At 51.5% G+C, this 15,613-nt stretch carries 17 protein-coding genes and 1 pseudogene; 10 read left to right on the top strand and 8 right to left on the bottom strand.

Annotated features, from left to right (window positions below):
* The first annotated feature begins 203 nt into the window (after positions 1 to 203).
* The 5 genes from AC1DWG_RS18735 (at position 204) to AC1DWG_RS18715 (ending at position 5,019) form a co-directional block, all read left to right on the top strand.
* Complete coding sequence (locus AC1DWG_RS18735; RefSeq protein ID WP_477788173.1) at positions 204 to 1,064, top strand: intradiol ring-cleavage dioxygenase; 861 nt, start codon at positions 204 to 206, stop codon at positions 1,062 to 1,064.
* An 89-nt stretch (positions 1,065 to 1,153) separates the two neighbouring features.
* Positions 1,154 to 1,459 carry a Dabb family protein gene (locus tag AC1DWG_RS18730; protein ID WP_347912548.1) on the top strand — a complete coding sequence of 102 codons (306 nt, stop codon included), beginning with the start codon at positions 1,154 to 1,156 and terminating at the stop codon, positions 1,457 to 1,459.
* Positions 1,460 to 1,810: 351 nt separating this feature from the next.
* Positions 1,811 to 2,614: an SDR family NAD(P)-dependent oxidoreductase gene (locus AC1DWG_RS18725; protein ID WP_347912547.1), complete on the top strand. Its 804-nt coding sequence runs from the start codon at positions 1,811 to 1,813 to the stop codon at positions 2,612 to 2,614.
* Positions 2,615 to 2,702: 88 nt separating this feature from the next.
* Positions 2,703 to 3,791 carry a Gfo/Idh/MocA family protein gene (locus tag AC1DWG_RS18720; RefSeq protein WP_477788172.1) on the top strand — a complete coding sequence of 363 codons (1,089 nt, stop codon included), beginning with the start codon at positions 2,703 to 2,705 and terminating at the stop codon, positions 3,789 to 3,791.
* 196 nt (positions 3,792 to 3,987) lie between these two features.
* Positions 3,988 to 5,019 (top strand): zinc-dependent alcohol dehydrogenase, encoded by a 1,032-nt coding sequence (locus AC1DWG_RS18715; protein WP_477788171.1) that lies wholly within the window; start codon positions 3,988 to 3,990, stop codon positions 5,017 to 5,019.
* Positions 5,020 to 5,175: 156 nt separating this feature from the next.
* On the opposite strand, the gene AC1DWG_RS18710 is transcribed toward AC1DWG_RS18715, so the two are convergent.
* Entirely contained in the window at positions 5,176 to 6,090 is a 915-nt protein-coding gene (locus AC1DWG_RS18710; protein WP_477788170.1) for a LysR family transcriptional regulator, read from the bottom strand.
* Between the two features lie 108 nt (positions 6,091 to 6,198).
* Between AC1DWG_RS18710 and AC1DWG_RS18705 the strand changes: the two genes are divergently transcribed.
* The 4 genes from AC1DWG_RS18705 to AC1DWG_RS18690 all read left to right on the top strand — a co-directional run bounded on the left by AC1DWG_RS18705 (position 6,199) and on the right by AC1DWG_RS18690 (position 9,407).
* On the top strand, positions 6,199 to 7,056 hold the full coding sequence (locus AC1DWG_RS18705; RefSeq protein WP_477788169.1) for a sugar phosphate isomerase/epimerase family protein: 858 nt from the start codon (positions 6,199 to 6,201) through the stop codon (positions 7,054 to 7,056).
* Positions 7,057 to 7,134: 78 nt separating this feature from the next.
* Positions 7,135 to 7,539, top strand: coding sequence for a nuclear transport factor 2 family protein (locus AC1DWG_RS18700; protein ID WP_477788168.1), 405 nt, complete (start codon positions 7,135 to 7,137; stop codon positions 7,537 to 7,539).
* A 214-nt stretch (positions 7,540 to 7,753) separates the two neighbouring features.
* Positions 7,754 to 8,314 (top strand): NADPH-dependent FMN reductase, encoded by a 561-nt coding sequence (locus AC1DWG_RS18695; RefSeq protein ID WP_218432231.1) that lies wholly within the window; start codon positions 7,754 to 7,756, stop codon positions 8,312 to 8,314.
* Positions 8,315 to 8,414: 100 nt separating this feature from the next.
* Entirely contained in the window at positions 8,415 to 9,407 is a 993-nt protein-coding gene (locus tag AC1DWG_RS18690; RefSeq protein WP_218432229.1) for an LLM class flavin-dependent oxidoreductase, read from the top strand.
* Positions 9,408 to 9,578: 171 nt separating this feature from the next.
* Here the strand turns inward: AC1DWG_RS18690 and AC1DWG_RS18685 are convergent.
* Positions 9,579 to 9,689, bottom strand: a pseudogene (locus AC1DWG_RS18685) (transcriptional regulator); the annotation flags it as partial.
* 195 nt (positions 9,690 to 9,884) lie between these two features.
* On the opposite strand from AC1DWG_RS18685, the gene AC1DWG_RS18680 reads away from it, so the two are divergent.
* Positions 9,885 to 10,094 carry a hypothetical protein gene (locus AC1DWG_RS18680; protein WP_477788167.1) on the top strand — a complete coding sequence of 70 codons (210 nt, stop codon included), beginning with the start codon at positions 9,885 to 9,887 and terminating at the stop codon, positions 10,092 to 10,094.
* A gap of 178 nt (positions 10,095 to 10,272) precedes the next feature.
* On the opposite strand, the gene AC1DWG_RS18675 is transcribed toward AC1DWG_RS18680, so the two are convergent.
* The 6 genes from AC1DWG_RS18675 to AC1DWG_RS18650 all read right to left on the bottom strand — a co-directional run bounded on the left by AC1DWG_RS18675 (position 10,273) and on the right by AC1DWG_RS18650 (position 15,575).
* Positions 10,273 to 11,844 (bottom strand): rhodanese-like domain-containing protein, encoded by a 1,572-nt coding sequence (locus AC1DWG_RS18675; protein WP_477788166.1) that lies wholly within the window; start codon positions 11,842 to 11,844, stop codon positions 10,273 to 10,275.
* A gap of 13 nt (positions 11,845 to 11,857) precedes the next feature.
* Positions 11,858 to 12,451: a cysteine dioxygenase family protein gene (locus tag AC1DWG_RS18670; RefSeq protein WP_477788165.1), complete on the bottom strand. Its 594-nt coding sequence runs from the start codon at positions 12,449 to 12,451 to the stop codon at positions 11,858 to 11,860.
* 32 nt (positions 12,452 to 12,483) lie between these two features.
* A complete protein-coding gene (locus AC1DWG_RS18665; protein WP_477788164.1) occupies positions 12,484 to 13,245 on the bottom strand; it encodes an amino acid ABC transporter ATP-binding protein in 762 nt (253 codons plus the stop codon).
* Positions 13,246 to 13,860 (bottom strand): amino acid ABC transporter permease, encoded by a 615-nt coding sequence (locus AC1DWG_RS18660; protein ID WP_477788163.1) that lies wholly within the window; start codon positions 13,858 to 13,860, stop codon positions 13,246 to 13,248.
* An 80-nt stretch (positions 13,861 to 13,940) separates the two neighbouring features.
* Positions 13,941 to 14,636, bottom strand: a complete 696-nt coding sequence (locus tag AC1DWG_RS18655) for an amino acid ABC transporter permease (protein ID WP_477788162.1) — start codon at positions 14,634 to 14,636, stop codon at positions 13,941 to 13,943.
* A gap of 105 nt (positions 14,637 to 14,741) precedes the next feature.
* The gene (locus AC1DWG_RS18650; RefSeq protein ID WP_477788161.1) at positions 14,742 to 15,575 is read right to left on the bottom strand and encodes a transporter substrate-binding domain-containing protein; all 834 of its coding nucleotides are present in this window, start codon (positions 15,573 to 15,575) and stop codon (positions 14,742 to 14,744) included.
* Positions 15,576 to 15,613 lie beyond the last annotated feature (38 nt).

The following is a 15,613-nucleotide window of genomic DNA, read 5'->3' as shown; positions in this document are numbered from 1 at the left end:
ACATATCCCGAAAGGTGGCTGGGTTTTTCATAGGTGAAATAAAGATTTTCATTTTGAGTATTTTATTCCACCTTTCAGCACTTTAGCGTAGTCCAATGAATTCGGGAACAAGCTTCTGCCCATAGCACGTGGCTGTCTCCCAAAGGCGAAGGCTGGCAGCACCTCCTTCTCCCACCACAAATAAAAATACAGGGAGCACTCCCATGCGAAACCTAGATGAGCAGACAATCACCCGAGCCGTTCTGGAGCGAAACTGCGGCACAGAAGACCGTCGACTTCACGAAATCATGACGTCTCTCGTACAGCACCTTCACGCGTTCGCCCGCGAGACCAAGCTGACAGAGGAAGAGTGGGAAAAGGGTATCGAGTTCCTGACAGCAGTCGGTCAAATATGCACCCCAACTCGCCAGGAATTCATTTTGCTCTCGGACACCTTGGGGTTGTCCACGCTTGTCACCGCACAGAACCACAAGAAGCCTGCTGGGTGTACCGAAGCGACCGTGTTCGGCCCCTTTCACGTGGCCGATGCCCCTCACTACGATTTGGGGGAGGACATCAGTGGTGGCCTGCCTGGTACACCCTGGTTCGTCAAAGGCAAAGTACGAACCACCGATGGCACCCCGATTCCCAACGCCACGATTGAAGTCTGGCAAGCAGACGAAGCTGGTTTCTATGACGTCCAAAAGCCTGATTTGGATAACTACCAAGGCCGAGCAATAATCCAGGCGGACGCACAGGGTCTCTACCACTTCAAGTCGATCGTGCCCGAGTGTTATCCAATTCCCCACGACGGCCCTGTCGGCAAGATGCTGGAGGCGTTGAACCGTCATCCATGGCGTCCAGCCCACCTGCATTTCATGATCACCGCTCCGGGATTCCAGCGCCTGGTCACGCACGTATTCCGTGAAGGCGGCGACTACCTCGACTCGGATGCTGTTTTTGGCGTGCGCTCGTCACTCATTGCCGACTGGGTTCGCCATGAAAGCGGCATCGACCCTTATGGCAAGGAAATCGACTCTCTGTATTACACCCTGGATTTCGATTTCATCCTGCACCACGCATAGCCACGCTAAACGACTTCAAACCGACACAGGCCTGCACGGCTTTGCAGGCCGCCCTTGCTCTAAGTATCTAATTGACCTCGGAGAGGACTATGCAACGGATCAAACACATCGTCATGTGGAATCTGCGTGGCGAAAATGAGCAGGAGCGCTCCACCAATATCGAGAAACTGAAGTCTGCGTTTGAAAGCATCCGGACGGAAATCCCCGGTTTGAGAACCTTAGAAATCGGAGTTGATATCAGCAAGATCGACTATGCGTGCGATGTGGTTCTTTACTCCGAGTTTGACTCGGCGGAAGCACTGGAGGGATACGCAAGTCATCCGGCTCACCTTCGAGTTCGTGAGGAACTCGGAAATTTGCGCATTACAAGGCATCAAGTGGATTACTACATCTAGGCGCTCACGCTGCCTTGTGCAGCTGCAACGCCTTTCCACTCAGTTTCTCCATCAAATAAAAAGAATCTGGAACAGTCGCGTGAACACACCGCTCCCCCTACGAGCACCTCCCTCTGCCCGATTCTTTAGTGCCGCGCTGTGCACTTGGTGGAGCGATGCCCCACCAGCGCCGCAGTCAAGTTGCAGCATGAAGGGTGTCGACAACCAGAGGTAGTACAGCGCTGCCTTTCTCGGCTTCCGAATACACGCTCTGGATTTCTGTCTTAGAGCTACCGGAGCCTGACTTACGCTTGCACTCTTATCTGGTAAAGACGTTGCACTCAATTTCCCGGCTTAAAAAGGTATCCAATTATGAAAACAAACCTTGCTGGCAAAGTCGTTCTGATTACCGGTGCGGCAAAAGGAATCGGCCGCTCAACCGCGCTCGCATTCGCCGCAGAAGGCAGCCATCTGGCCCTGCTGGATTGGGACGCTGACGCTCTCGCAGAGCTGAAAGCGGACACTGAAGCGCTGGGTGTTACGGTATCGGTTGCGAAAGCCGATCTCAGCACCCTGACTGGCGTGAACGAGGGCATCGATCATGTGCTCGCTACCTATGGCGGAAAAGTCGACGTCCTGGTGAACAACGTCGGATCGGGCGCGGTGCGAATGTTCGATGACCTCACCGATGAAGATTGGGAAGCAACCATGCAACTCAACTTCATGAGCTACGTCCGTGCTTGCCGCAAAGTCCTACCAATCATGCGAGCCCAAAAAAGTGGCGTGATCATCAATAACGCATCCGACCTCGCCAGACAGCCAGAGCCCTGCCCACTGGACTATGCCGCCTCTAAAGCAGCTGTCTTGGCGGTCACAAAGGGGCTGGCTCGCAGTGAAGGCCCACACATCCGTGTAAACGCGGTAGCTCCAGGCCCAATCTGGACACCGTTCTGGACAAAGTCAGGCGGCTTTGCCGAAACCATGGGCAAAGTTCATGGCATGGAACCCCAACTGGCCGTCGAGCACGAACTCTCCCTTCGCCAACTCCCGCTCGACCGTCTCGGTACGCCTGAAGAAGTTGCAAACGTCATTGTCTTCATGGCATCCGACCTCGCCTCTTTCGTGACTTCGAGCGTCTGGGGCGTGGATGGCGGCAGCATCCGCTCGGTGATTTGAGATTTGACCTCACCCTCCAAGCTCAACGGAGTGAATCGCCCCACCGGTAGAGGGTGGGGCAGTAATTGCATACAACGAGGAGTCAAAAATGTCACAGAAAGTCACCAGCGAAACCAAGCTAGGCGTAGCGTGTCTAGGCATTACCCACCCCCATACGTCCGGGCGCGTGAAGGCTTTTCAGCGCATGCCCAATGTGCAATTTCTTGGCGCGTATGATGACAGCCCTCTGCTAGAACCGTTCGTGGACGCACTCGGTTTACAAGCGCGCAGCAAAGAGGAAATCCTGAACGATCCGAATGTACACGTCATCTTGGTGCATCCGAAAAGCTATCTGATGGCTGACTGGACGATCGAAGCACTCGAAGCGGGAAAAGCCGTACTCTGCGAGAAACCAGCAGGGCGCCGCTCAGAAGACACCGCTCGGATCATAGAAGCGGTGCAGCGCACCGGCAACTTGTTCCAGGTTGGGTATTGCTGGAGGTTCACACCTTCAGTGGAGAAAATGCAGGAGGTTTTGCAGAGCGGAGAAATAGGCAAGGTTCTCCAGGTGCGTGCTCATGCCGGGTGCTCACATGAGGAAGCCGATACGAATCACATGAAGCAGCCAGGTGACCTTGGCGGCGCTTTTTACGTAATCGGATGCCACACGATTGACCGCATTCTTCTCCACTTTGGCATGCCCAAGTCGGTCAACGCGCGTATCACCAAATTCGAAGGACAGATGAGCGACTCTGCGCGTGAGGACGCCGCCGCAGCAGTACTCAACTATGACGACAAGATCGTAACGATCGACTTCACATCCTGGGATCCCATGCCTTGGACTGAGAGCTGGGATATCACCGCTTACGGCACACATGGCGTGATGCACTCAACGCCCATGCCAGCGTCCTACAAGCTCTACCATGACGGTAAATTTGGCTATCCACAGGGTTGGACACACTGGAACGAAACAAGCTTTCCGGAGATATGGGCAGTGCGCAAAACAGTGTACTCACCCGAGATCGCTGAGATTGGTAACCCCGTGTATTTCGATCGAGAGGCCGCAGCCTTCGTCAACTCCCTAAGAAACGGATTGCCATCCCAAGTCCCCGCCACGCAGGCCCACAACATCAACGTGATCCTCGAAGCGCTTTTCGAGTCGGCAGCCCAACGCGGACAAGAAGTGATGCTCAGTTAGATCAGCCCCTCACTCCCAGTCGTGCTCGTCACGACTAGGGAGATGCTGGTTATTTTCATTGAGAGCACAACAGTATTTTTCTCTGCTGAGCTCAGCAGACTCAAGCAAAAAAGTCGCGTTCGCACCCGAATCTGGTTCGCGCATCCGTAATCTCTCGCTTTGAGTAGTAGAGGCATGCGCGACACATGGAGTAGCTATGTGTAACAAACACAAGATGAAAGCGCTCTTGATGAGTGGCCCTTCTCAACTCAACTTGGGTGAGGTCGACGCGCCGGTAACCAAGCCCGGAGAGATCATCGTCAAAACTGCGTATGTTGGCATTTGCGGCACTGACTCCCATCTGTATTCGGGAAACAGTTTCTATATTGAAAAGGGCTACATTCAATATCCGTTTATCTTCGGACACGAATACACCGGCATAGTGGTTGCAGTTGGCGAAGGCGTCAAACACCCGCAAATTGGTGCCCGCGTGGTCGGCCACAGCATGGTTCCATGCCTAAAATGTGACCGATGTCAGCGAGGAAAACGACAACAATGCCGAAACCTCAAGGAAGTTGGCCAGCGTTTTATGCCCGGAGCTGCTGCTGACTACATCGCAGTTCCGGACTATGCGGTAACAGTCGTTCCCGGTGGCGTCTCGTTGAAATCAGCCACCCTTACCGAACCGATGGTCAGCGCATACAGCGCGTGTGCTCGCACTCAGATCAACATGACTGACAGAGTCGCCGTGATCGGCTCAGGCACCTTGGGCCTTATGAGCCTGCTCGTGGCAAAACAGACCGCCCGTACAGTCGATGTGATTGGTCTTGCTGAGTCAGAACTCCAGTTTGCACTTGAACTGGGGGCAACACATGTTCTGTCCCCGAAAAAAGCTCAGCGTAATAACTACGACGTTGTCATCGAAACCTCCGGCACAGGGTCGGCTATGAGCCTGGCGTGCGACATCGCTGATATGGGCGCTCGGCTCGCGCTTATAGGGCTTGCAAGCGCCCCTTCGAAGAATGTGAACCAGGCAGACATTGCGTTAAAAGATCTGACAATTCATGGCATTTTGCACGGCATTGATTGTTATGGCGAAACGCTCAGCCTTTTTGCCAGAGGGAAAATCGATCCGGAACGGCTAATCGCGCAAATAGCTCCCCCTGAGTCAGCGGTGACGCTGCTCGAACGCATGAATGAGTCAGGCCAAACAGCTCCGAAGTTCCTGATCCAGTTTGCTGGTGAGTAAAGTAGAACTGGATTGTTATCGACGTCGTACGAAAAATCCGTTTGCGTACGTCACTCGATCACCTGGCCGTTAGCTCACTATCCCATTCCGTCGGCTTTCATTGAACGCACGACAAATCCCAACTTCATTGCCCTTCAATTCAATCGACGCGAAACATCAATCCAACGCGCCTCGTTCAGCTCGAACCACCAGTTCGTCCACCACCCGCCGAACCTTGGGCAGCAGGTGACGCGTCTGTGGCCAGACTGCATGAATTTCTACATCTCCAGGGCTGTATTGCTCCAAAACAGGTACCAGACGCCCTGCCTGTAGATGATCGCGCACCAGAGAGCTGGGCATCTGACAGATGCCGTGACCAGCGACTGTCATGGCAACGATTGCATCACCGTCACCCACCTCATGGGTACCCGGAGGAATGATCCTCGTGAGCTGTCCGGCATTATCAAGAACGCTCCAGCTTAACCGCTGCCCTTTCCGGAAATTCACTATGCAGCTGTGGTTCTGCAAGTCCTCCAATGACTCAGGACAGCCGCGCTTTTCAAGATACCGTGGCGCAGCACAAATGATCTGTTTTTGAACTGTTAAACGGCGCGCTATGAGGCCGCTGGAGTCCTTCAGCGTTCCGAATCGGATGCTCAGATCAATGCCCTCTTCAATCAGATCAATTACATGATCTGTGAACGTCACTGTCAGCTTGAGCTCGGGATTGGTATCGATGATGTCTAGCAACACCGGAAGGACAATACTTCGCCCATAGGCTGCTGGAAGATCGATTCTGAGTCGTCCGCTGGGCGTTTGCTGATGGCTGGTCAAGAACGCTTCCGCTGCCAGAATCTCGTCCAAAGCCACTGAGCAGCTTGCAAAGTAAGCCTCGCCATCCACCGTGAGCCCGAGGCTACGAGTGGTGCGGTGGAACAGTTTGCAACCGAGTCGCTCTTCCAGTTTCGCGATGCTCTTCCCCACCGCCGATTTCGTGATGCCAAGGCGATCAGCCGCAACGGTAAAACTCCCCGCGCGGGCTGCCGCGACAAAAATCAGGACACCACTGAGAGCTTGTTCGACCTGAGCCATTGTCAACCTTTAGTCAACTCTATAAGGAGTTTTATGTAGTTTATCACACCGAATCTCTACCTTAATCTGATCCACGTTGATTCACAACCTGGATACAGAGGATTCGAAATGACTACTCAAAACATTGAACTGTTGGCAGCCTACTGGACAATTGCTGGCGATATTTACCCGATGGGCCCAAGCGAAGTCAGCCCATTTTCCTTCAAGGATCGTATGGAGGCTGCCGCAAACGCAGGCTTCAAAGGTATCGGCCTGGTTCACAATGGGATGATGGATACAGTCGACAAGATCGGCTTCCCGGCCATGAAGCAGATCCTTCAAGACAACGGTATCAAACACGTTGAGCTGGAGTTCCTTGTTGACTGGTACCACAGCGGTGAGCGCCGTCGTCAGTCGGACAAGGTGCGCCAAGAGCTGATTCACGCCGCCAAAGAACTGGGCGCTCGCTCCATCAAGATTGGCCCTGGTATTGGCGAAGACGTCGCAGATATCAAGTTGATGATCAAAGAGTTCACCCTGCTCTGCCAACAAGCAGCAGAGGTCGGTGTGAACATCGTACTGGAGATCATGCCTTTCAGTAACGTCCGCACGGTAGAGACCGCACTGGCCATCGTGGAAGGCGCGAATCAGCCTAACGGTGGCATTCTCCTGGACATCTGGCACCTAAACCGTGGCGGCGTCGATTTCAGCGAAATCGCCAAAATCCCTGCACGCTTCATCAAGTCGATCGAGCTCAACGACGCCCACAAATATGCCGTAGAACCATTGTGGATGGACACCATTCACAAGCGCTGCTTGCCAGGTGAAGGTGTGTTCGACGTGCAGGCTTTCATCAAAGCAGTCCAGGCGGCTGGCTACGAAGGCCCATGGGGTCTGGAAATCCTTTCTGACGTTGAGCGCAAGCTTCCACTGGAAATCATGGCCAACCGCGCTTTCCAGGCGACCATCAAACAGTTCGATAAGTAAGTTTGAGCCGTGATGCCGAGCTTTTAGTCATCAATGGCTGAAAGCCGGTTTTTCATCTCTTCACTGGAGCTTGAAACCATGAGCACTGAAAAAACCCTCGAAGTCATTCGCAATTTGTTCACAAAGATTTCCAGTGGCCAAAGCCCAGAATCTATTTCAGAGAGCTTTTGCCCAAACGTTGATTGGAGCATCCCCGGCGCGCCAGATATCGCCCCTTGGGTTGGAGAGCGTAAAGGTCGTCAGGCGGTAGCCGCGTTTTACCGAGACTTCGGCCAATACCTCCAGCCAATCAGCTTCGATATCACCACGGTGATGGCCGAGCATGAGCGCGGCGTCGCTCTCGGCTCGCTGGAGTGCAAGGTGCTGCGCACCGGTAAGACGATTACGAGTGAGTTTGCGATCGAATTTGAGGTCACCGACGATCTGATCACTCGCTATCGCTTCTTCGAAAACTCCTACGGCGTTGCAATAGCGGCCCAATGACTGTCGCCATGGACTTGGTTCGGGCTTTTGGCTTTTGGATTTTGCACTCGCCGTCCAACCACTCCAGGTACAGCTCTACTCCGAGCACCCACACGCAGTGTGGGGCAGGAACAAGCTTGATGGCCTGACCTTCCTGAGGTCACTGATCACTTATCCCCGCCCCGCTAATCCACAAGTCATCTGCACCCACCAGAACTACAGATAGGACTTCAACATGGAAGCACAGCATTTCGTCGCACTCCTCGGCAGCCTGAGAAAAGCCTCGTACCACGGTACTCTGGCTCGCTCGCTGCAGTCGCTTGCTCCAGAGGGGGTATCAATCGAACTCCTCGGCCCAATCCAAGAAATTCCACATTACGATGCGGACGTTCAGGCCGAAGGCTTCCCAGACTCCGTAGTCCGGATGGGCCAGTCCATCAAACAAGCTGACGCAGTCATCATCGTAACCCCGGAGTACAACTACTCCGTACCAGGGGCGCTGAAGAACGCCTTGGATTGGATATCTCGCCTTCCTGAGACACCTTTTGCAGGCAAGCCGGTGGCGATTCAGAGCGGATCGCCTGGCATGATCGGTGGTGCAAGAGCGCAATATCATCTGCGCCAGATTTTGGTATTCCTCGACGCGATGGTGCTAAACAAGCCTGAGATCATGATCAGCCAAATCCCCGCAAAGGTTGACCAGGAGCTAGGACAAATTACTGACGAAGCGACTAAGAAACTTATCGCCTCCCAGCTGACGGCGCTCAGCCGAACTGTTGGCATGCATAGGGCTTGATGGGCCTGTAGCCAATGCGAAACATTAATCCGAGTACCGGTAGTTGCTTAGTTAGTGCAGTTGCAACACCGAAGTAAGCATTGCATAAATCAGGAGCACCATGACAGCTCTCTCCATTCTTGACCTCGTACCTATTAATGCCGGCAGCACTCTTGCGCAGACCTACGCGAACTCGGTAAAGCTGGCTCAGCATGTCGAGCAATGTGGCTTCCGCAGATATTGGCTGGCTGAACACCACAACATGCCAGGGATCGGCTCCTCCTCCACCACCTTGCTCATGAGCCATTTGGCTGCCCACACGAAGTCGATCCGACTTGGCTCGGGGGGGATCATGCTACCAAACCACGCCCCACTCTTGATTGCCGAACAATTCGGCACCTTGGAAACGCTCTACCCTGGCAGGATTGATCTTGGGGTAGGTCGGGCACCGGGGGCAGACCAAGCTACTACACGAGCGCTGAGAAGGTCGTTAGATGCGCACCCGAACCAGTTTCCAAACGACGTTCTAGAGATTCTCAACTACTTCGAAGGAAAAGGTCATCAAGGTGTACAAGCTGTCCCAGGCGCCGGCCAAAACATCCCAGTCTGGATTTTGGGATCGAGTACATACGGCGCAAGCCTTGCAGCGGAGCTCGGCTTACCCTATGCGTTCGCTTCTCACTTCGCACCGAGGATGATTGAAGAGGCACTATCGGTCTACCGCAGGAAATTCAAACCCTCTCGCCATCTTTCCAAACCTTACGTCATGGCAGGGATCAATGTGTTCGCCGCAGACACTCGGGCAGAGGCTGAAATGATCGCGAGCTCCCACCGTAAATGGGTGGCAGGGGTTCACACAGGTCAGCCAACGCTATTGCCGGCACCTGAAGAAGGCTTCATGGAACGGATATCGCCGAATTTACGCCAGAGCTTGGAGCAAGAGCTCGCATTCACGGCAATAGGCACTTCGGATGACGTCCGTAGCGGCCTTGTGCAGTTCTTAGAATTCACTAAGGCTGACGAGCTCATGATCGACGCCCGGATCTATGATCCACAAGCCCGCTGTCGATCCTACCAACTTGCAGCAGAGTCCATAGCCGATCTTTTAAGCTAAATCGATGAAGACCTCACGCACGGACAGCTAGTAATATGCCCCCCGGTCGCAGCTGTCGTATGCCAGCTAGCAAGGCTCGACCAAGCGATTAATCGTCCATCCCTCATTCAAAGAGTCCTGCTCAATTACAACAAAAGCCCTCGACGGGCCTTTGTTGTACTCAAACCAAAATCACTTGGTCAGCCAGGACTCAACGGTCGCGGAGCCGTATTCTGCTTTCCATTCCTTCAGCGTTCTGTGATTGCCGCCTTTGGTTTCGACGACTTCGCCAGTGTGAGGATTTTAATAGATACTCACCTGGCATGGCTCACGAGTGCGGACGTTTTCAGAAATAGGGCCGAGTCACACAGTACTTGCTCCACCTTCAATGCTGGCCATCCAAGGTAGATCACAACACGTTGTCCGCATCTTGATTTGATCCTCCCATCTCTCAGCTATAGCTCCTGGTACGCTGACCTCTTCCACTGAGGAATCACGATGGCGAACGCAGACCTACTCCCTTCCCTACTATTCAAGATCAATCAGAACCAGCTAGCCCTCGAAGCCGCGATCATGGAGATTACCCTTTGGGTCGAGCAGCGTGGCTCAGGTGAGGTTGGGGGCAATGTGCGCGGCGCGCTGGCAAGGCTCAGCAAAAACGAAGAGTTCATCAACATGGCATTAGCGGTGCTCATGACGCTTGAGTGAGTAGGTCTCAAGTTTGGTTGACTGCGTGTGGCCAAGTGGTAAATCCAGCTCCGATAAAGCCCACATCATTACATATGTGGGCTTTATCGGCCTACCACACTGAATAAATTAAAAATATGTAAAACTTCGAAACGCACATTAAATCAAACACACTAAACTTTCTACTTTTCGGGAGAGTTCATGCTTTGAGTTTAAATATTGAGCGTTCTTCCTGATCCAGCTGTGCTGTGAGATCAATTTCCCAAGTCAGATATCGGCGGGCAGCCTCTTTGCTTTCCTGCAATTGATGCTCAAAAAACAAGTAATCAATGCAGTCGGCGTACGTCGGATTTTCCGGTGTCGACTCTGTCGGCAACCCCAGTCTCAACCAAGCATTGAAGCCACCTCGCAAGATACGCACATCAGTGACTCCCGCCCTGAGCAGGTCACCTCCAGCCAGCCTGGCGACCCTCGGATCATCTGCAATCAGGACAACTGGCAAAGGCAAACCAGATGCGGCTTTTAGCAATGAAGGTCGAATTGACCAGATAGAGTTTTCAGCATGGAGTTTGCGGTATTGCGTACTAGACCTTAGATCGTAGGCGATCAACTGCCCACTCGCCAAGCCCTCGGCCACCTCTCCACAACCGATCCACTGGAGCGATGGCAAGGCATCTTGCAGGGCATCAACTCCAGGCAGTACCGCATTAACCCCTTCTTTAAGCACATAGACCTGCCATCCCATCTGCTTAAGCCAACTTGCGGTTACCAGCGCACGTACTTGCTCGGAATCAAACAGAACTACACGCGCATTGCGTACGCCGACAAACTCGTCGGTGGCCTGTACAAGTTGGCCACCCGGTGTGTGTTGAGCGCCTGGAAGTGAACCCGCTTGGAATTCCTCCTCCGTACGGACATCACATAAAAACACACAGCGATCATCGTCCTGTAGCCACTGGCTGAATGTTGCAGCATCCACGACTGGGACATCATAGCGTAAGGCCAATCGCTCAGCGGCCTGTCGAGTCGCTGGTTGAGCTTCACGTGATTCAAGCGCGGGATAGCAGTCCTGACTCCCATACTGAAGAGGAAAATCAGCGAGAAACCACCCTTGCGTTCCATTCTCTAGTGCATACACGGGGTTTTTGACGCCAAAATTGATCAGCGTTTGAGCACCGATCAGGCTGCGAGTACGGCCAGCACAATTGATGACTATCTTTGTACTTTCCTCAGGCGCCAGATGCTGAATACGATAGGCAAGCTCACCATTCGGACAGCACGATGCGCCTGGAATGTTCATTTGCTGGAATTCGTCATAAGGGCGACCGTCAAGGACAATAAAATCCTCGCCGCGCTCCCTCATCCTTACCAACTCAGACGCACTGATTTGTGGGGTATGGTGAATTTGCTCAACTAGTTCACCGAATGTTTTTGATGGAACATTGACACCACCAAACAGCTTAAAGCCCGAGGATGCCCACGCCGCGTTCCCACCTTCAAGTAGCCAAACGTTGGTATAGCCTAAGGCAGTCAATCGCTGAGCCGCTAGCGTAGACACATTACTGTCGCCGTCATCACACAGCACAACCCTTACATTTAAATGCGGCACCAGTCTTAAGATATCAATTTCTAGTCGRCTGTAGGGCAAATTACTCGCCAAAAAAATATGCGCATTACTGAACTGCCCAAATTCACGCACATCAAACAGCGCAATTTCCGCACCATCGTGAAGCCACTTTTTCAGTGTTTGCGAATTAACCTTCGAAGTCATTTTCTCACCTTTATTATTTCTGCCAATTGTCTACGGTGATTAAAGGCATGCGACTGCATGAATTATTTTTTGGATCGAACATCAAACGTTCCTGCAGTTCCTCCACCGGACGCCCATACAAGTGAAGATGGCGTACAACTGTCGACCCGGTATTCATAACTGCATGAATATCATCCGGAAAAATCCCAATACTCTTATGAGGGCCAACTTCTATCACGCCACACTCGATGATCTTAGCGAACCCCGATTGCGTCCCATCATCGATCCTTTGATAGAGATAGTTAGTCTCAATGCCTTCCACCGAAGCGATACACGCCCACGTGGTATGATTATGAATCGGCGTTCGTTCTCCAGGACTCATCACATTCAAGTACAAAGCGATCCCGGTTTCTACATCCTGATGAATTAGATAAAATGTAGTCCGTTCCGGAGGGGTCGCTATCGGAAACTCAGATGTCAACCAAAAAGCACTCTCGGCAGCCAAGCTGACAAGCTCGCATTGTATACGCTCCAACGAACGGCGATTTAAAACTGAATCAGTGATAATGCTCTTAACTTTATTAATACAGTCGCCCACGGACAACGTTCTACTGTCAGCATTATTCATATTTAGAGCCTCACAGAACATTCCTACAGATTTTATTCGTTGCACAATTGACGAGCCATTGCAGACATTGGCGAAAGAATATCGGATAAAAAACTTTTTGCTCGCGGGTGCTCCGGCATTTTGAAAAATTGCTCAGGCTTGGCCTGTTCGATGATTTCCCCTTTATCCATGAATATCACCCGATCTGATACTTCTCTAGCAAAACCCATTTCATGCGTCACGCACGCCATGGTCATACCATCCTTGGCAAGATCTTTCATGACCTGTAAAACCTCCCCAACCATTTCTGGATCCAGAGCGCTGGTAGGTTCATCAAAGAGCATCACCGGCGGGCTCATTGCAAGAGCTCGTGCAATGGCCACACGTTGCTGCTGACCACCAGAGAGCTCTGAGGGATAGGCTTCAGACTTGTTGGCTAGTCCTACCCGACATAGCAGGGACATTGCCAACTCACGAGCCTCCTCTTTAGGCATCTTTTTAATTCTGATTGGAGCCAGCATACAGTTCTGCAGCACGGTCAAATGTGGAAATAAATTGAATTGCTGAAAAACAAAACCGATATTACTTCGAAGCTTATTTACATCAACACCTTCTTCATGAATATTTGTTCCATTGATAATTATTTTTCCATCCTTAATATCCTCAAGTCGGTTCAGTGTCCGAATCAAAGTTGACTTTCCTGATCCTGACGGCCCGCAAATCACGACGACCTCTCCCTTGGCGATCTCGGCGGTTACTTCAACCAGTGCGTGATAGGTGCCGTACCACTTATTTACTTTATCGATACTAATCATCTACTTCCCCACGTATCCGCGGACAGAGAGGCGTCTCTCCAACCAATAAGAAAACCTAGAAATACCAAAGCACAAGATAAAATATGTCATAGCAAGCAAGGTATATACTTCGGCAGGTTTGGTAATGACCCTTGAGTTGATTTGCTCGGCCACAAATGTCACCTCAGACAGGCTCACCACATAACCGAGGGAGGTGAGTTTAATAATTGCAACAAACTCTCCCACCAAGGAAGGCAACATATTTCTAAGCACTTGAGGCATAACGACCAATCTCATGGCCGACATGTATGGCAAGCCTAGAGCACGAGCGCTTTCAAACTGCCCTTTGGCCAAGCAGCGAATACCCGAGCAGATAATCACGGAAATATACACAGCCTCAAACACAACCAGCGACACCAGCACCGTCTGAAATTGACCTGGGGCTTCACCAATAATGATTGGCAGTAAAAAATAAATCCAAAATATGATCATCAGCAACGGCGTTGCACGAACCAGGCACACGAAGCCAACTACAGGCAGCCGAAGAGCGCGATAGGGGCTTGCCTGACAAAAACCTAATACCACGCCCAATGGAAAAGACAAGACAAGCGCTAAAATGGAAATAATAACGGTCATCGATAGCCCACCCAGTGGGCCATGGGGATACTGACCGATCAAATAATATAAGCCGTACTCTCTAATGATATCCAACACGTTCAGGCCCTACCCATTTGGAATTTCCGCTCACAGATAACAGCACCGGCATTTATCACCAGAGAAACCACAATGTAGCCGAGGGTTGCAAAGGCGTAAGGCTCAAAACCCTTGAATGTCACGCTTTCCACCTGCGCCGCTTGAAACATCATTTCCGCGACACCTATAACCATAGCGATACTTGTGTTCTTCCAAAGATTCAGCGTTTGACTGATGAGCGGGGGTGCGATAGATCTCAATGACTGTGGAATGATCACCAAGTGCATCGTCTGCAAAAAAGAGAATCCCAGCGAACGAGCGGCTTCCGTTTGCTCTTTGGCTATACCGCGAATCCCACTTCGAATATCTTCTGCCATGTAAGCCGCCGTATAGAGAACCAAGGCTATAAGGGCACTTACCATTTCGACATTTTGTTCATACAGCCAACCCTTAATAGATTCGGGAAGGACTTCCGGGGCACCAAAGTACCAAAACAACATGTGCGCTAATAATGGAACGTTCCGAATCCCTTCCACATAAGCCGTGCCAATAGCTCGTACAACTGACCACGGAGACATGCGAAGCACTGCGATGACCATTGCCAAAGGCAGCGACAGCACCAGCGTAAGCAAAAGTAGTTTGATTGACAGAAAGAACCCACTTACTAGCCAGTCGTGGTATTCCCCATTTAATAACATGTACCAAGCAAATGACTGCATAATCTATATGCCTGTAAGTTACATAGCCAATTTATACCAGCCCGTTTAGAACTACCGGGCTGGTCATGAGTGGAGCGTCAAGCCCAATGGTTATTTGATACGTGATCAGCTATCTGTGCCAGCGATCTTGAAATCACGTCGATCAAAATTTATTTCCGTATTTGGGCCAAACCACTTCATGAATAGCTTTTCGGCCTCTCCTGCCCCCTCAAGTTCGGCGAAAACCTTATTGACTTGAGACAACAGTGCTGGCTCATTCTTTCGAACACCCACCCCCAGATTTTCTATTGAAATACTTCCTGGCAATAGAACGAATCCTGCTCCTTTTTCGCCGAGCGCAGCCCGACTTGTCAGCAAGCCGATTTCATCGGTGCAGTACCCAACACCTTTACCCTGAACAAAGGCTAAGAACGCTTGGGTAGTAGTATCAAAAGAAATAACCCCAACTCCGGGGAGTTCCTTCTTCAAGTTCTGCTCCATCGTACTACCTTTGGTAGTCAGCACCTTCCTTCCTGAGAACTGAGAAAAATCATTGATACCACTGTCCTTTTTCACCATCACCTTTGCGCCGGTAACAAAATAGGCGTGTGAGAAATCGATGACTTCGGCGCGTTCTTTGGTTTCGGTCAACTCCGCAAGCAATACATCAACTCTACCTTGTTGCAACTCGGGTATGCGGGCTGCAACCGCCAAGGTTTTCATAACGGGTTTTACATTCAAACTCTGAGCCAGCCGACTACAAAGATCTACTTCATAGCCAACCAGTTGACGGTCATCCTGATTAACAAAACTGAAGCCTCGGGAAACGCCCAATGTCCCACAGACCAACTCACCCTTGCTCTTTATATCAGCAATTTGATCGGCATATGCCGAGACTGGAATCCAGGCACTGAGTAACAACGCCGACATACCGAATCGAACACCAATTTTCCAATTCATACAGACCTCTTGCAACATGGTTGAATTTATTTTAATTG

The sequence above is a fragment of the Pseudomonas sp. P4_B3 genome, assembly GCF_056402295.1.
This window is presented reverse-complemented; position numbering and strand designations above follow the sequence as displayed.